The sequence below is a fragment of the Nocardia sp. JCM 38205 genome (genome assembly GCF_058222935.1).
In genome coordinates this window covers 126,648-141,258 of record NZ_JBYHFL010000012.1, presented here as the reverse complement: position 1 = coordinate 141,258, position 14,611 = coordinate 126,648, and the positions used below count along the sequence as shown (strand labels likewise).

Annotated in this window: 15 protein-coding genes and 1 rRNA gene; 10 read left to right on the top strand and 6 right to left on the bottom strand. The window is 67.3% G+C overall.

What is annotated here, in order from left to right; all coding sequences use genetic code 11:
- Positions 1-121, bottom strand: a 16S ribosomal RNA gene (locus tag AC4HOU_RS28515); the annotation flags it as partial.
- 571 nt (positions 122-692) lie between these two features.
- Positions 693-1,547: an SDR family oxidoreductase gene (locus tag AC4HOU_RS28510; protein ID WP_490725591.1), complete on the bottom strand. Its 855-nt coding sequence runs from the start codon at positions 1,545-1,547 to the stop codon at positions 693-695.
- Between the two features lie 173 nt (positions 1,548-1,720).
- Between AC4HOU_RS28510 and AC4HOU_RS28505 the strand changes: the two genes are divergently transcribed.
- Positions 1,721-2,713 carry an LLM class flavin-dependent oxidoreductase gene (locus AC4HOU_RS28505; protein WP_163812908.1) on the top strand — a complete coding sequence of 331 codons (993 nt, stop codon included), beginning with the start codon at positions 1,721-1,723 and terminating at the stop codon, positions 2,711-2,713.
- Positions 2,714-2,828: 115 nt separating this feature from the next.
- Here AC4HOU_RS28505 and AC4HOU_RS28500 read toward each other — a convergent pair whose 3' ends face one another.
- Positions 2,829-3,212 (bottom strand): hotdog family protein, encoded by a 384-nt coding sequence (locus AC4HOU_RS28500; RefSeq protein ID WP_195021693.1) that lies wholly within the window; start codon positions 3,210-3,212, stop codon positions 2,829-2,831.
- Positions 3,209-3,631 (bottom strand): hypothetical protein, encoded by a 423-nt coding sequence (locus AC4HOU_RS28495; RefSeq protein ID WP_163812903.1) that lies wholly within the window; start codon positions 3,629-3,631, stop codon positions 3,209-3,211. The genes AC4HOU_RS28500 and AC4HOU_RS28495 overlap by 4 nt, the downstream gene beginning before the upstream one ends.
- Before the next feature lie 165 nt (positions 3,632-3,796).
- Here AC4HOU_RS28495 and AC4HOU_RS28490 point away from each other — a divergent pair, with 165 nt between their 5' ends.
- From AC4HOU_RS28490 to AC4HOU_RS28455, 8 genes are all read left to right on the top strand, one after another.
- Complete coding sequence (locus AC4HOU_RS28490; protein WP_195021692.1) at positions 3,797-4,582, top strand: SDR family oxidoreductase; 786 nt, start codon at positions 3,797-3,799, stop codon at positions 4,580-4,582.
- Between the two features lie 3 nt (positions 4,583-4,585).
- On the top strand, positions 4,586-5,089 hold the full coding sequence (locus AC4HOU_RS28485; RefSeq protein ID WP_324197468.1) for a hypothetical protein: 504 nt from the start codon (positions 4,586-4,588) through the stop codon (positions 5,087-5,089).
- The gene (locus AC4HOU_RS28480) at positions 5,082-5,786 is read left to right on the top strand and encodes a Dabb family protein (protein WP_195021691.1); all 705 of its coding nucleotides are present in this window, start codon (positions 5,082-5,084) and stop codon (positions 5,784-5,786) included. The genes AC4HOU_RS28485 and AC4HOU_RS28480 overlap by 8 nt, the downstream gene beginning before the upstream one ends.
- A gap of 154 nt (positions 5,787-5,940) precedes the next feature.
- Positions 5,941-7,110 (top strand): 3-ketosteroid-9-alpha-monooxygenase, oxygenase component, encoded by a 1,170-nt coding sequence (locus AC4HOU_RS28475; protein ID WP_490725590.1) that lies wholly within the window; start codon positions 5,941-5,943, stop codon positions 7,108-7,110.
- Positions 7,111-7,144: 34 nt separating this feature from the next.
- Positions 7,145-8,323: an acyl-CoA dehydrogenase family protein gene (locus tag AC4HOU_RS28470; RefSeq protein WP_195021689.1), complete on the top strand. Its 1,179-nt coding sequence runs from the start codon at positions 7,145-7,147 to the stop codon at positions 8,321-8,323.
- Between the two features lie 28 nt (positions 8,324-8,351).
- Complete coding sequence (gene bphC, locus AC4HOU_RS28465; protein ID WP_163812895.1) at positions 8,352-9,257, top strand: biphenyl-2,3-diol 1,2-dioxygenase; 906 nt, start codon at positions 8,352-8,354, stop codon at positions 9,255-9,257.
- Between the two features lie 188 nt (positions 9,258-9,445).
- Positions 9,446-10,300, top strand: a complete 855-nt coding sequence (locus tag AC4HOU_RS28460; RefSeq protein WP_163812893.1) for an IclR family transcriptional regulator — start codon at positions 9,446-9,448, stop codon at positions 10,298-10,300.
- 47 nt (positions 10,301-10,347) lie between these two features.
- Positions 10,348-11,277 carry an alpha/beta hydrolase gene (locus AC4HOU_RS28455; RefSeq protein ID WP_195021709.1) on the top strand — a complete coding sequence of 310 codons (930 nt, stop codon included), beginning with the start codon at positions 10,348-10,350 and terminating at the stop codon, positions 11,275-11,277.
- A 153-nt stretch (positions 11,278-11,430) separates the two neighbouring features.
- On the opposite strand, the gene AC4HOU_RS28450 is transcribed toward AC4HOU_RS28455, so the two are convergent.
- On the bottom strand, positions 11,431-12,051 hold the full coding sequence (locus AC4HOU_RS28450; protein WP_228806365.1) for a PadR family transcriptional regulator: 621 nt from the start codon (positions 12,049-12,051) through the stop codon (positions 11,431-11,433).
- Positions 12,052-12,246: 195 nt separating this feature from the next.
- On the opposite strand from AC4HOU_RS28450, the gene AC4HOU_RS28445 reads away from it, so the two are divergent.
- The gene (locus AC4HOU_RS28445) at positions 12,247-12,753 is read left to right on the top strand and encodes a flavin reductase family protein (RefSeq protein ID WP_163812889.1); all 507 of its coding nucleotides are present in this window, start codon (positions 12,247-12,249) and stop codon (positions 12,751-12,753) included.
- Positions 12,754-12,829: 76 nt separating this feature from the next.
- On the opposite strand, the gene AC4HOU_RS28440 is transcribed toward AC4HOU_RS28445, so the two are convergent.
- The gene (locus AC4HOU_RS28440) at positions 12,830-14,461 is read right to left on the bottom strand and encodes a flavin-containing monooxygenase (protein ID WP_163812887.1); all 1,632 of its coding nucleotides are present in this window, start codon (positions 14,459-14,461) and stop codon (positions 12,830-12,832) included.
- Between the last annotated feature and the right edge of the window lie 150 nt (positions 14,462-14,611).

The window sequence follows — 14,611 nt, the reverse complement described above, 5'->3', positions numbered from 1 at the left end:
TCACCCACGTGTTACTCACCCGTTCGCCGCTCGTGTACCCCGAAGGGCCTTACCGCTCGACTTGCATGTGTTAAGCACGCCGCCAGCGTTCGTCCTGAGCCAGGATCAAACTCTCCGTTGAAGACTCTCGAAACACCCCGAAGGGCGAATCAGAAATATCTAAACTAGAGTCCGAAAACCTAGCAAAGCCGAACACCAGCAAAAATTTGCTGACATTCAAAATGTCCGACCCACAACACACGGGGGTATGAGGGGCCGGAACCAATAAATTATTGGCACTGACATTCATCGACACACTATTGAGTTCTCAAAGAACACACGCACACACATCCGACCCGGCTTTTCGTCCAGGGGCTTCAGTGAGGCAGGGTTCCTAGCTTACCGATCAGTGGCTCAGAGTCAAATCCGCTCTTCGACCGGCTTGTCAGGCGCTCCTCGTCCTACCTCGTTTCCCAGGCCCTGTGGGCTCCGGGTCGGTGTCCGTGTCGCTCTGACCTGGAATAAGTTACGCGGCGGCGAACGCTTCGTCAAATCCCCTGGTCGCGTTGACATTTGCGCAGGTCAGCGGGGTGCAGCCGGGCCGGTTTCGCATCCGGAATCACCCCGGTGTGACCCAGGCCATCAAGATCAATTCCGTCGATCACCGAAGTCCCAGGTGGCGAGCCAGCCGACCCCTCGACTGTCGCTGCGGCTCAGATCCCCAACCGCCAGATCAAGCTGTCCACGGCGCGGGGTGAGACGGCGCCGATGGCCTGCAAGAAGCGGGCGTATCGCGGATAGAGCTCAATGGGACGCGTGCGGATGGCCGTGAGGATCCAGTCGGCGGCCGCCTCGGCGGAGAGCGCGGGCGCCGCCTCGTATTTGGCGGTCGGCGCGATCATCTCCGTGCGGACCAGCGGATAGCCGATGGTCGTGACGTGCACGCCGTGCGGGCGGGTCTCGGCGCCGAGGCTGCGGCCGAACGCGCCGAGCGCTGCCTTGGACGCGTGATACGCGGTGAACATGGGCATCGAGCCCGCGGCGACGCCCCAGGTGGCGATATTGATGATGTGCCCGTCACGTGCCTCGAGCATCGAGGGCAGCAGGGCCATGGTGAGCCGGGTCGCGCCGAAGTAGTTCAGCGCCATGGTGCGCTCGTAGTCGTGGAAGCGGTCGGTGGCGTCGTCGGCGCGGCGGCGGATCGAACGGCCCGCGTTGTTGACGAGTACGTCCACCTTGCCGACCTCGGCGCCGATCTGTTCGGCGAGCGCGTCGACGGCCGCCCCGTCGGACAGATCGCAGACCATCGCCTCGGCTTTGCCACCGGCCGCCCGGACGGCGTCGCGGACCTCGCACAGCGCCTGTTCACCACGTGCGACGAGCACGAGGTTCGCACCACTGGCACCGAGTTTGTGCGCGGCGACCTTGCCCACTCCCGACGATGCGCCGGTGAGCAGCACGGTCTTTCCTGCGATGTTCTCCCCTCCGCCCGGACGCAGTAGCGAGGAAAGCGTGCGCACCAGCGCCGGTGGGTTGAGTAGGGCCGTTCCTGCACGTCCGGTTGCCATCGGAGTCCTCTCGGTGGTCGGCATCCACGATCCTAGCGAATTGACCATAGCGTAATTTACCTAGAAGTAAGTTTGGTTGGCGAGCCTCGGCTCGGGTCGCGTTCGTGAGCCAGGCGAAATACCGCGACCGGGGCGGGCGTTCGCACAGGGGAACGCGATCGCGAAGGAGCCCCATGATCAACGTCCCGCTCTCCGTGCTGGATCTTGCACCCGTGCAGGAAGGCAACACCGCCGGTGACGGTCTCGCGGCCACGACCGAACTCGCGCGGCGCACCGAGGCGATGGGCTATGCGCGATTCTGGGTGGCCGAGCATCACAACATGCCCGGCATCGCCAGCGCGGCGCCGAGTGTGCTGCTGGCGCACCTGGCAGCGGCGACCTCTCGTATCCGGGTCGGATCCGGCGGGGTGATGCTGCCCAACCACGCGCCGCTCGTGGTCGCCGAACAGTTCGGCACGCTGCACGCATTGCATCCGGGTCGGATCGATCTCGGCATCGGGCGCGCGCCCGGGACAGACCAGGCCACAGCACTGGCACTGCGCCGCACCAAGGACGGGCTGTCGGCGGAATCGTTTCCGCAGGAGCTGGCGGCGCTGCTCGCCTATTTCCGCGGCACCAGCCCGGACGGCATCGCGGCGACCCCGGGCCAGGACGATGAACCCGAGATCTGGTTGCTCGGCTCCAGCGGCTACAGCGCGCAGGTGGCGGCGATCCTCGGCGTGCGCTTCGCGTTCGCTCACCACATCAGCCCGAACAACACCGTGGCCGCGCTCGAGCTGTACCGCGAGAACTTCCGGCCCTCCGAACAGCTGGAACGTCCGTACGCCATGGTGGCGGCGGCCGCGATCTGCGCCGACACCGATGAGCAGGCCGAACTCCTGTCGCGCCCACGCGAGCTGGCCTTTCTGCATCTGATGTCCGGCCGCCCGCGCCGCCTGCCCACCCCCGAGGAGGCCGCCGGCTTCCCCGCCAACGATCGCGAGCGCCATTTCGCCGCCCAGCGCCGTGCCGGTCAGTTGCTCGGCTCTCCCGACACTGTGCGCCGCCAGCTCAGCTCCCTGATCGCGGACACCGACGCCGACGAGATCATGCTGAACACCCTCGTCTACGACATCGAGGCCAGGGCCCGGTCGTTCGAGTTGATTCGCAAGCTCACCCAGGACTGAAGGACCGGCAGCGGGTGCGCCCCGGCTGTGGCGAGCCCGGTGGGCGCCGCGGCGGCGAAACAGCACAATCGAGCGGAAGCGTACCGCCCGTCTTCGAGGTGCTACCCCGCCCAGTTCATGCGCAGACGAACGTCGCCCACGCCCGCGCGGCCACGCGGCCGTCCTGGTCGGTGCCGACGAGGGTGACGTCGACGCAGGATTCACCATCCAGAACGTAGTGCTGCACAACGAATCCCGAGCAGGTGAGCGTGTCGCCCGGCCAGAGCGGGCGGGAGCAGCGGGTGCGGAATCGGCGCACGGTTTCGCTGCCGAGCCAATCGGTGGCGTAGGTGGCGAGGAGCGCGGCGGCGAGTGGGCCCGCGGACGCGGTGAACGACGCTGCGTCACCGGCAGTTTCACTACCGGGGGCAAGCGTTCGAGTGGCGCTCGCGTACTTCTCGAAGTCGGCCTCGGTGAGTGGGCCGAAGGAGGTGGTGGGTGCGGGGGCGGTCGCGGTCATGCGGACTCCTGCGAGACGGGACGGGTGCCGGTCATCCAGGATTCGGCGACGAGGCGGCCGGTGCGGTCGAAGTACTGGGTGACCATCTCGATCATGGTCACCGGGGTGCCGTGGTCGTCGTCCACCTCGTAGACGCGTGCGATGCGCGATTGCGCGGTGAGCCGTTCGCCTGCGCGCGGCGGTGGGCCGAAGAAGCGGTGATCCTGCTCGATCGGGATGCCGGGCCAATGCTCTATCGCCGCTTCGCCGGCCGCGGCGATCCGGGCGGGCAGGAAGGTGGGCGCGACGACGGGTTCGCCGGTGGTGGCGGGTGTGGCCGCGCGCGCCATCGTGGCGGCGTTGAACTCGCGGATACCGTCCGCCTCCAGGTCGATGTCGAGCCGGGTCCCGACCGCACCGGCCGTCGCAACGTGCACCATCGCCACATCCCTTCCTTCGATCCTGCGGCAACGGTAGAGCCGGCCGACACCTAGCGGCCGGGCCTGTTCCACTGATCGGGAACGGTATGCGCCACGGCCCGGTCGGCCGCCGACTATCGCAGGACGCCGGCGTCTGCGTGCGCCGCGGCGATGGCGAGGAGCGCGATGAACCATAGGACGGGACGAGTCCGCGGCAAAGTGGCGGTGGTGACGGGAGCCGCCAGTGGCACCGGACGCACCCACGTGCGCCGGTTGCGTGCCGAAGGCGCGGATGTGGTGGCCGTCGACCTGCCGGGGAGTTCGTTCGAACACGAACCCGCCGTTGCCCGAATGCTCACCGCGGAAGCCGATGTCCGCGACCTCGCCGCCCTCGAGCGGGCAGCCGAATCGGCGGTCCGCGCGTTCGGCCGCATCGACATCCTGATCGCCAATGCCGGGCTGTGCGATGCGCCGGGCCCGGCGGCCGGAATCGAGGACGCCACTTGGCACCGATGCCTCGACATCAACCTCACCGGCGTCTGGAATACCTTGCGGGCCTTCGGTTCCCATCTGGTCGACGGCGCAGCGGTGGTGATCATCGGTTCCACATCCGGCGTGCGCGGGGATCCGGTGCGGGCCCACTACTCGGCCGCCAAACACGGCGTCGCCGGGCTCGCCCGCACGGTGGCGGCGGAATGGGGTCGGCGCTCGATCCGGGTGAACACGGTGCATCCGGGCGCTGTCGGCGGCCGGCCGCTGAGCTCGGACGCGATCGCGAGACTGTGCCCGGACATCGAGCATCCGACCGCCGCCGATGCCGAGGACGTGCTGGCACGGCGACATCTGATCGCCGTTCCGTGGGTGGAACCGGAGGACGTCAGCAATGCCGTGCTGTTCCTGGCCTCCGACGAATCCCGCTACGTCACCGGCACCGAACTCGTCGTCGACGCAGGATTCACCCAGAAAGGCTGAACGATGGACAGTGCGGCGATGACGCCGGGGCGCAACGGGCGTGCGGATGGGTCGGACACGGAGGGACAGCACCCATCCGGTGCCCGCTCCGGCAGCGAGGCCGGCATCGGCACTGGAACCGCGGCCGACGAGTCGGGCCTGATCGAACGGCAGGCAGATCGCGGCGAGCCGGTGATCTACATCGTCGACGAGATGGTCGCACCACCCGGGCGTGGTCGCGCCTTTCTCGACCTCTACCTGCGGGAATACGCACCCGGCGCGCGGGAGCGTGGGCTCGAGCTGGATCGGGTGCTGGTCAGTCCCCCGGTGTGGCTGGCCGAGCAATCGAACACCATCACCGTCAGCTGGACGGTGCGCGGCGCGCAACAGTGGTGGCGGCAGCGGCTCGGCGCGAGCCGGGATCCGCAGGTCGCGCAGTGGTGGCGGGCTGCCGACGAGCTGCTCGTCAGCCGGCGCCGGACCACCGCCTGCGGCTGCGACGATGTGGAGGTTCTGGCCGATGTCTGAGGTCGTGCACTTGGTCCACCTGAGCGATCCGGAGCGCTGCGCCGAGCTGGCCGCGCAGCTACGCCGTCTGGTCGCACCACACACCCACCGAGCGCTGGTCGCAACGACGTTGCCGGGCGGGATCGACGCCGGGGACCTGATCGTGCGACTGCGTTTCGCCGATGACGTGCAGCAGCAGCCGGTCGTAAACGCCGTCGACCGGTGGTTGAGCGAGTCGTTCGTCGAGCGGGTCGAGACCGCGGCTTTCACCGCAACCCCGCAGCGCGTGAAGCCACCGGCCGGACGAGCAGCGCCGCCAACCTCGCACACCCCGCCACCGGCGCGACATCAGGGGGCGCCGTCACCGGCCGGATATGCCGAGCCGGCGCGCATCTACCGAGCCCTGCTCGTCGCGGTCGACCCACGGACCGACCCGGCACAGGTGGCCACTTTCGAATCCGAAACCGCCGCGATGCCCGACTACATCCACACCATCGGCGCCTCCCAGCTGAGCAGAGTCGACAGCGGCAGCGGCTGGACCCATGTCTGGGAACAGGAATTCACCGACCTCGACGGGCTGACCGGGCCCTACATGACCCATCCGTACCACTGGGCGCATATCGATCGCTGGTTCGATCCCGAACGCGGCAGCAAGATCGTGACGCGGCTGTGCCACAGCTTCGGCGCGCTCGCCTGGCCGGTGCTACCGGCCACGTGACCCCACTCGCTCCCGCTCACCGGGAGGCCCGCAGCCAGCCGTTTCACACTTCACGAAACCTGTCCGCTGACCGGGAGGACGACGTCCGTACGCCGCCCGGCGGGTCCACCATTTGACTCAGATCACAGTCATCCGGTGGAACATGGAGGTTTCGATGCCGGGTCTATCACCGAACGGCTCAGCCCAGAGCACGGACGAATTCAGGACGATCGAGGCCGCGGCGGCGCCCACCCGGTTCGCCCGCGGCTGGCATTGCCTCGGCCTGCTGAAGTCCTTCCAGGACGGCAAACCACACGAGATCAAGGCGTTCGGCACCACGCTGGTGGTCTTCCAGTCCGAATCCGACGGCAAGCTGAACGTGCTCGACGCGTTCTGCCGTCACATGGGCGGCAACCTCGCCCACGGCACCGTCAAGGGCGATTCCATCGCCTGCCCGTTCCACGACTGGCGCTGGGGCGGCAACGGCCGCTGCACCGGCATCCCGTACGCGCGCCGCGTGCCGCCGCTGGCCAAGACCCGCGCCTGGCCGACGCTCGAACGCAACGGCCAGCTCTATGTCTGGCACGACCCGCAGGGCAGCAAGCCCACCGATGAGGTGACCATCCCCGAGATCGAGGGTTACGGCAGCTCCGAGTGGACCGACTGGACCTGGAATTCGATGCTGATCGAGGGTTCGCACTGCCGCGAGATCGTCGACAACGTGGTGGATATGGCGCACTTCTTCTACGTGCACTACGCCTTCCCGCGGTACTTCAAGAACGTCTTCGAGGGCCACGTCGCCACCCAGTACATGCGGTCGACGCCGCGCCAGGACATCGAGGTCGGTACCAACTACGACGACCCGAACTCCACTTTGCGTTCGGACGCTTCGTATTTCGGCCCGTCGTACATGATCGACTGGCTGTGGAGCGAGGCCAACGGCATGACGATCGAGACGGTGCTGATCAACTGCCACTACCCGGTCACCGAGAACTCGTTCGTGCTCCAGTACGGCGCGATGGTGAAGAAGCCGCAGGGCATGTCCGATGAGGACGCCAACGCGATGGCCGCGCAGTTCGCCCGCGGTGTCGAGGTCGGTTTCGAACAGGACGTGGCCATCTGGAAGAACAAGGCGCCCATCGACAATCCGCTGCTGTCGGAGGAAGACGGGCCGGTGTATCAGCTGCGCCGCTGGTACAAGCAGTTCTACGTCGACGTCGAAGACATCACCGACGACATGACCAAGCGCTTCGAGTTCGAGATCGATACCGAGCGCGCCGTCACGAGCTGGGAGGCCGAAGTGGCCGACAACATCGCCCGTGGCGCCGTCATCACCACCACCTAATCCGCCCGCGCACACGACAGGAACTACAGCCCCGATGAACAAGGTTCTCGACAACATCACGGCCATCGCCGACCAGCTGCGCGAGCAGTCCCCCGAGGCCGAGCGGCTCGGCCAACTGCCCGACGAGACGGCGAAGATGCTGAAGGCGGCAGGCCCGATCAAGCTGCTGCAGCCCAAGAAGTACGGCGGTTTCGAAGCCCACCCCCGCGACTTCGCCGAAACCGTCATGGCCGCGGCGTCGCTGGATCCGGCCACCGGCTGGATCTGTGGCATCGTCGGGGTGCATCCGTGGCAGCTGGCCTTCGCCGATCCGAAGGTGCAGGAGGAGGTGTGGGGCGAAGACAACGACACCTGGATGGCGTCGCCGTACGCGCCGACCGGTATCGCGCGCCCGGTGGACGGCGGCTACATCTTCAACGGCCGCTGGCAGTTCAGCTCCGGCACCGACCACTGTGACTGGATCTTCCTCGGCGCGATGCTCGGCGACACCGACGGCAATATCGCCACCCCGCCGACCATGCTGCACATGATCCTGCCGCGCAGCGACTACACGATCGTCGAGGACTCGTGGAATGTGGTGGGGCTCAAGGGCACCGGCTCCAAGGACATCATCGTCAAGGAGGCCTTCGTGCCGTCCTACCGGGTGATGAACGGCGATCACGTGATCGACGGCACCGCCCAGAAGGAGTACGGGGTCACCGAGACGCTGTACAAGATGCCGTGGTCGAACATGTTCCCGCTCGGCATCACCTCCGCGGTGATCGGCATCGCCGAGGGCGCGCTGGCCGCGCACCTGGATTACCAGCGCGACCGGGTCGGCGCCCAGGGCACCGCGATCAAGGACGACCCGTATGTGCTGTTCGCGATCAGCGAGGCGGCGGCCGATATCAATGCCGCTCGGCAGGAGCTGCTGGCCAACGTCGACAAGATGTGGGATCTGGTCGACGCAGGCAAGGAGGTCTCCTTCGCCGATCGCGCCGCCGGACGACGCACCCAGGTGCGGGCGGCGTGGCGCGCGGTGATGGCCGTCGACCAGATCTTCGCCCGCTCCGGCGGTAACGCCCTGCGGATGGACAAGCCGCTGCAGCGATTCTGGCGCGACGCCCACGCCGGCCTCAACCACGCGATCCACGTGCCGAGCACGGTGTTCCACGCGGCGGCGCTCGGTTCGCTCGGCGTGGAGCCGCCGCAGCATCTGCGCTCGATGATCTGATCTCGCAATACCAAGAAGGACAACAGTAATGACTGACATCAAGAGTCTTGGCTACGTCAAGATCCAGACCAACGATATGGACCGCTGGCGCAAGTTCGCCTTCGAGGTGCTCGGCTTCGCCGAAGGCAGCGGACCGGACGAGAACGCCCTCTATCTGCGGATGGACGAGCGGGCCGCCCGGATCGTCATCGTGCCGGGCGACACCGACGAAGTGGTGACCATCGGCTGGGAGGTGCGCGATCACGCCGCGCTGGTGCGCGTGCAGGAAGCGGTGTCGGCGGCCGGTGTCGCGGTCAAGCCGCTCTCGGTCGAGGAGGCCGACGCGCGCCGGGTCGAGGAGGTCATCACCTTCGTCGATCCGACCGGAGCGACCGTCGAGGTGTTCCACGGCGCGGTGCTCGATCACAGCCCGGTGGTGACCCCGTTCGGCGCGAAGTTCGTGACCGGCGCGCAGGGCCTGGGTCACGTGGTGCTGCCGACCATGGACCCCAACGGCGCCTTCGAGTTCTACACCGAGGTGCTCGGGTTCCTGCCGCGCGGCGCGTTCCGTATCCCGGCGCCGCCGGAATTCGGGCCGGTGCGGATCCGGTTCATGGGCGTGAACGAGCGTCATCACAGCCTGGCGCTGTGCCCGGCACCGCACGGCGGTGCGCCGGGTCTGGTGCACATCATGGTGGAGGTCGATTCGCTCGACGCGGTGGGCCAGGCGCTGGATCGGGTCGTCAAGGACGGTTTCTCCGTTTCCTCGACGCTGGGCCGCCACACCAACGACAAGATGGTGTCGTTCTACGTGCGCGCCCCCGGCGGCTGGGATATCGAATTCGGCACCGAGGGCATGCGCGTCGACGAAAAGTACTACAGCGCAGAGGAAATCACCGCCGACAGCTACTGGGGCCACGACTGGTCCGGTAGCGAGCCGCTGGCCGCGATGTAGTCACATACCGCTCCCCTCCCCGACCCCGGGGTTTCAGTCGCCACGACTGAAACCTCGGGGTCGTTGTGATTTACATCACTGTGTCCGATATGTGTGACAGCGCCCACAGAGTCATGGTATGAATAGTCATATGCCTAATAGAAATATCCCGTTGGGCATCAGCTCGTAGACCCCGCAGGGAGGGCCACATGAACACACAGGCCGACGCCGCCACCCCGAGCGCTGTCCTGGACCGCGTCTCGCTGGTCCTGGACGCCTTCGACGGACCGGGCAGGCTCACCCTCGCCCAGATCGTGCGCCGGACCGGGCTACCCCGGTCCTCGGCGCACCGCATGCTCGAACGACTCGTGCAATTGCGCTGGCTGCGCCGCGAGGGCCGCGACTACGAGCTGGGTATCCGGCTGGTGGAACTGGGCTCGCTCGCCGTGCACCAGGATCGGCTGCACCGCGCCGCGATGCCGTTCCTGCACGAGCTGTACCGGGCCACCGGCTTCGTGGTGCATCTGGCCGTGCTCGACGGCCCCGACGTGGTGTACCTGGAGAAGATCGGCGGCCGGATGGCGGCCGCGGTGCCCACCCGCATCGGCGGACGCAGGCCCGCGCACTGTACCGGCGTCGGCAAGGCGATCCTGGCCTACTCCGACGAAGACCGCATCGCCGCGCTCGGTACCGGCGTGCTCAACCGCAGCACCAAGTACTCCATCTCCAACAAGGCCCAGCTGCGCGCGGAGCTGGACAAGGTCCGCGCCCACGGCATCGCGCACGAGCGCGAGGAGTCGCTGCCGGGATTCGGTTGCGTAGCGGCACCCATCGGCAATATCGGCGAGGCCATCGCCGCGGTGTCGGTGTGCGGTCCCGTGGATCGGATGAACTTCGACTACCGCCTCACCGCACCGGTGCGCACCACCGCGCTGGGCATCTGGCGCAATATCGAAGACGGTATGTCCCGCGTGCATCCCACGTTGCAGCAGTCGCGCCCGCTGCGCGGCGGACCTGCGATGCGGACCCCGGCCGCTGCAGGCCGGCCGCTGGAATACGTGTAGCTCGTCCGGACCGAAAGACGGTGTGACCCATGAGTACTGAGGACCGGATCGAACTCGTGCCCGAAGTGGCGGCGCTGCTGCCGATGCTCGACGCCGGATTTCCCGCGGTCGAGACCATGACAGGAGCACAGGCGCGGGCGGCGATCCGGGCGCGGTTGCGGCTCCCGGACGAGCCCGAGCGGGTGGCCGAGATCATCGAACGAGAGCTGGCCTCGGGCGGCGGTATTCGGGTGTATCGTCCGGCCACCTCGTCCGTGGGGCCGGTGCCGATCATCGTGTTCGCACACGGCGGCGGGTTCGTGTTCTGTGATCTGGACACCCACGACGGGCTGTGCCGGTCGATGGCCAACGGGGTGGGCGCGGTGGTGGTCTCGGTGGACTACCGGCTCGCACCGGAACATCGCTGGCCCACCGCGGCAGAGGACGTCTACGCGGCGACACTGTGGGCTGTCGAGCATGCGCGCGAGTTCGGCGCCGACCCGGCGCGGCTCGTCGTCGCCGGCGACAGCGCGGGCGGCAATCTCGCGGCCGTCGTCGCCCTGATGGCCCGTGATCGTGGCGGGCCCGTCATCACCGCGCAGGCCCTGCTGTATCCGGTGCTCGCCGCCGATTTCGGCACCGAGTCCTACACGCGCTTCGCCGAAGGTTTCTACAACACCCGTGCCGCGATGAGCTGGTACTGGGATCAGTATGTTCCCGATCTCGCCGACCGCAGCCATCCGTACGCGAGCCCCGCGGCGGCCGATCTCGCCGGGCTGCCGCCTGCCATCGTGGTGACCGCGGGCTGCGATCCGCTGCGCTCGGAGGGCGACGCTTTTGCCCACGCCCTCGTCGAGGCCGGCGTCACGACCGTGCATCGGTGCTACGAAGGCGCCATCCACGGATTCATGACCATGCCGGTGCTCGAACTGGCCGGTCAGGCATGTAAGGACGTGTGGGCCGATCTCACGCGACTGACCCGGTCCGACGAGAGCTAGCCTCCGTCGCTCAGTCCGAACCGTCGGGTGTGGCAGGGCGGCACTCGGCGATTTCGTGCGCGAGCGGGTGGCCGGCCGAATACTGCCGCCGCCACCTCGGCGCGCCACCGAACCCTTCGCACTCGAGCACGGTGCCCGAGTGGAAGGGTTCGTTCAGTTCTCGACCGCGCCCTCCGATTCCTGCACCCGCTGTTCGACCTCACGCCAGCGTCCCGGCGTCGGATGCGGGTATTCGGACCTGTCGTCGTGTTCGGCCTTCACCAGGATCGAATCGGCCGCGTCGATCTGTTCGATCAGCTCCTGAGCGAGATCGCGTTCGGCCGCGTAATGGCGCTCGGCCCACTGCAAGACGATCTGCGAATACGCCCACCCGGGTTCGGATTTGGCGGCGGCGGAATCGATCGCGGCCCGCTTGCGCAGCCGGTCGATATCCTCGATGTGATCGCGCAGGATTTCCTTGAGCCGCTCCGGCGAACTCAGATGCCCGAACATGATTCGCAGCATCACGTGGTGTTTGAGCACCGGCTTGTCGACCGGCGCCTCATTGCACCACTGGGTGACCGCGGCGCGGCCTTCGTCGGTGATGCGGTAGAGCCTGCGCCCGCGCATGGCGTTGTCGCTGTCCACCCGTGAGGTCGCGTAACCCTGCTTCTCGAGCTTTTTCAGCTCCGAGTAGATCTGGCTGTGTGAGGGGCTCCAATAGAAGTACCGGATACTCCAGTCGGCCCACTTCTTGAGGTCGTAGCCCGAGATCTCTTCCTCGTAGGAGAGCATGGCGAGCACGGCCCAACTGGTCGGCGGGAGATTGACCAGGCCGATTTCCGGTTCACTTGATGCCACCGGCAAATGCTAGCAACCAGGCAAATCCCCCGTACCCGCCGAACAACCGCTGACCGGGACGGCACATTGAGACTTCCACCGTGCACACTCGATGCTGGAGTTCGACAGATCTTCGGGAGGACCCCACGCATGAGCGCAGACAACATCGTCATCGAACCGGGCTGCCCAGGGCCCGCCGCCCTACGCAAGGTGCTCGGGCACTTCGCCACCGGTGTCGCGGTGATCGCCGCCCACGACGGCACCCGGCCGCTGGGCTTCACCTGTCAGTCGGTGGTGTCGGTGTCGCTGGATCCGCCGCTCGTGTCGTTCTGCCCGGCCAAGACCTCCACCAGCTGGCCGCTGCTGCGGTCGGCGGGATCGCTGTGCATCAACGTGCTGGCCCACGATCAACGCGAGCTCTGCCGCCAGTTCGCCGTCAGCGGCAGCGACAAATTCGCCGGGATCGACTGGACCCCCGGCGCCAACGGCGCCCCGGCCATCGCCGGCGCACTCGCCCACATCGAGGCCTCGCTGGAGTTCGAACACGAGGCAGGCGACCACACGATCGTGCTGGCCAGGGTCACCGAGCTGGCCGCCGACGAGAGCGGACGGCCGCTGCTGTTCTACAAGGGCACCTTCGGCGGTTTCGCCGACTGAACCCCGACCGCCCCCGGACGACGAAACGGGTGGTTGTACCGACTCCGCCGGTACAACCACCCGTTTCGCTTATCTGTCAGCCCGCGATGACGTCGAACCCCTTGTATTCCGCGGCCGCCACCTCGGCGATGATCTCGCCGTAGACGCCGAACCCGCCGACGAACGGCATGAACACCCGCGGCTTGCCCGGCACATTGGCGCCCAGGTACCAGGAGTTCGCGGTGGGCATGAGGGTGCGCGCGGCGCGTTCGGCGCATTCGGCCACCCAGGCCTCCACGGCCTCGGGCCTGGCCTCCAGCGCGGTTGCGCCATTGCGGTCGAGGTAGTCGATGGCTCCGGCCACCCAGTCGACGTGCAGCTCCGAATGCAACACCATGTTCGCCAGCACCGACGGGCTGCCGGGACCGGTCAGGTTGAACAGATTGGGGAAGCCCGTGACGCCGAGCCCGAGATAGGTTTTCGGGCCGTCGCTCCAGGCGTCGTTGAGGGTGCGGCCGTCGCGTCCGACGATGTTGAGCTTGGCGACCGAACCGGTCATCGCGTCGAAACCGGTGGCAAGCACCAACGCGTCGAGCGGATAGTAATCCGCAGTGGTGTGCACGCCGCCGGCATCGATGCGTTCGATGGGGGTGGCCCGCAGGTTCACCAGCTCCACATTGTCGCGGTTGTAGGTCTGGTAGTAGTTCGTATCGGTGCAGATGCGTTTGGTGCCGATCGGGTGATCCTTCGGGATCAGCAACTCGGCGACCTCGGGATCGTCGATCACCGCACGCACCTTCTCCTCCCAGAACAGCCGGGCGGTGTCGTTGGCCTCACGGGTCACCATCTGATCGGGGAAGGTCTTGCTGAACAGCACCCCACCCAGCTCCCACCGCTTCTGGTAGGCCGCGCGCCGCTCCTCCTCCGAGACGTCGAGCGCGGATTTCGGATGCGGTTGATGCGGTGAGCCACCTCCGCTGATCATCGACAGCCTGCGCCGCTCGGCGTAGTTCGCCTTCTGGGCGCGCCGGGTTTCCTCATCGAGCGGCACATTGCCGGCCGGCACGCTGTAGTTGGGCGTGCGCTGGAAGACGTGCAGGCGCTCGGCCTGTTCGGCGATGCACGGAATCGCCTGGATCCCCGAGGAACCCGTGCCGATCACGCCGACGCGCTGCCCGGTGAAATCGACGCCGTCGTGCGGCCACTGCGAGGTGTGCAGCACCGGGCCGGCGAAATCGGCGAGGCCTTCGATGTCGGGAGTGTTCGCATTCGACAGCGGGCCGACCGCCAGCACCACGAACCGCGCCGACACCACCGTGCCGGTGTCGGTGCGCACCTCCCAGCGCAGGCTCGACTCATCGAGCACGGTATCGGTGACGCGCGCGCCGAACTCGATGTCGCGGCGCAGGTCGAAGCGGTCGGCGACGTGGTTCAGGTAGGCGAGGATCTCGGGCTGGGTGGCGTATTTCTCGCTCCAGTTCCATTCCTGCTGGAGGGCCTCGTCGAAGGAGTACGAGTAGTCCACACTCTCGACGTCGCAACGCGCGCCGGGATAGCGGTTCCAGTACCACACGCCGCCCACGCCGTCGGCGGCCTCGAAGACCCGCACGGTCAGACCTTGCGAGCGGAATTTGTGCAGCGCGTACAGCCCGGCGATGCCGGCGCCGACGACCACCACGTCGACGCTGCTCGGGACGGTCTCTACAGACGTTGGCGTCTCGGCGTTCACATGCCTACCTTTCGAAGAATCTCCGGTTCTCCTGCGACGCTAAGTACTGTGCGGGCCCTTCGAGCAGGCGTTCTCCCGCTGACCGGCACGTTCACCGCAGCCGCCGCCACGTTCCCGGTGACCGGGAGAACCGCGCCGCGAACCCGGGCG

Excerpts from the sequence above, each read along its gene's own strand:
- AC4HOU_RS28480 (WP_195021691.1), top strand. The coding sequence starts at position 5,082 with ATGTCTGAGGTCGTGCACTTGGTCCACCTGAGCGATCCGGAGCGCTGC.
- AC4HOU_RS28505 (WP_163812908.1), top strand. The coding sequence starts at position 1,721 with ATGATCAACGTCCCGCTCTCCGTGCTGGATCTTGCACCCGTGCAGGAA.
- AC4HOU_RS28485 (WP_324197468.1), top strand. The coding sequence starts at position 4,586 with ATGGACAGTGCGGCGATGACGCCGGGGCGCAACGGGCGTGCGGATGGG.
- AC4HOU_RS28470 (WP_195021689.1), top strand. The coding sequence starts at position 7,145 with ATGAACAAGGTTCTCGACAACATCACGGCCATCGCCGACCAGCTGCGC.
- AC4HOU_RS28495 (WP_163812903.1), bottom strand. The coding sequence starts at position 3,631 with ATGGTGCACGTTGCGACGGCCGGTGCGGTCGGGACCCGGCTCGACATC.
- bphC (WP_163812895.1), top strand. The coding sequence starts at position 8,352 with ATGACTGACATCAAGAGTCTTGGCTACGTCAAGATCCAGACCAACGAT.
- AC4HOU_RS28460 (WP_163812893.1), top strand. The coding sequence starts at position 9,446 with ATGAACACACAGGCCGACGCCGCCACCCCGAGCGCTGTCCTGGACCGC.
- AC4HOU_RS28490 (WP_195021692.1), top strand. The coding sequence starts at position 3,797 with ATGAACCATAGGACGGGACGAGTCCGCGGCAAAGTGGCGGTGGTGACG.
- AC4HOU_RS28500 (WP_195021693.1), bottom strand. The coding sequence starts at position 3,212 with ATGACCGCGACCGCCCCCGCACCCACCACCTCCTTCGGCCCACTCACC.
- AC4HOU_RS28510 (WP_490725591.1), bottom strand. The coding sequence starts at position 1,547 with ATGGCAACCGGACGTGCAGGAACGGCCCTACTCAACCCACCGGCGCTG.
- AC4HOU_RS28450 (WP_228806365.1), bottom strand. The coding sequence starts at position 12,051 with ATGCTCTCCTACGAGGAAGAGATCTCGGGCTACGACCTCAAGAAGTGG.
- AC4HOU_RS28445 (WP_163812889.1), top strand. The coding sequence starts at position 12,247 with ATGAGCGCAGACAACATCGTCATCGAACCGGGCTGCCCAGGGCCCGCC.
- AC4HOU_RS28475 (WP_490725590.1), top strand. The coding sequence starts at position 5,941 with ATGCCGGGTCTATCACCGAACGGCTCAGCCCAGAGCACGGACGAATTC.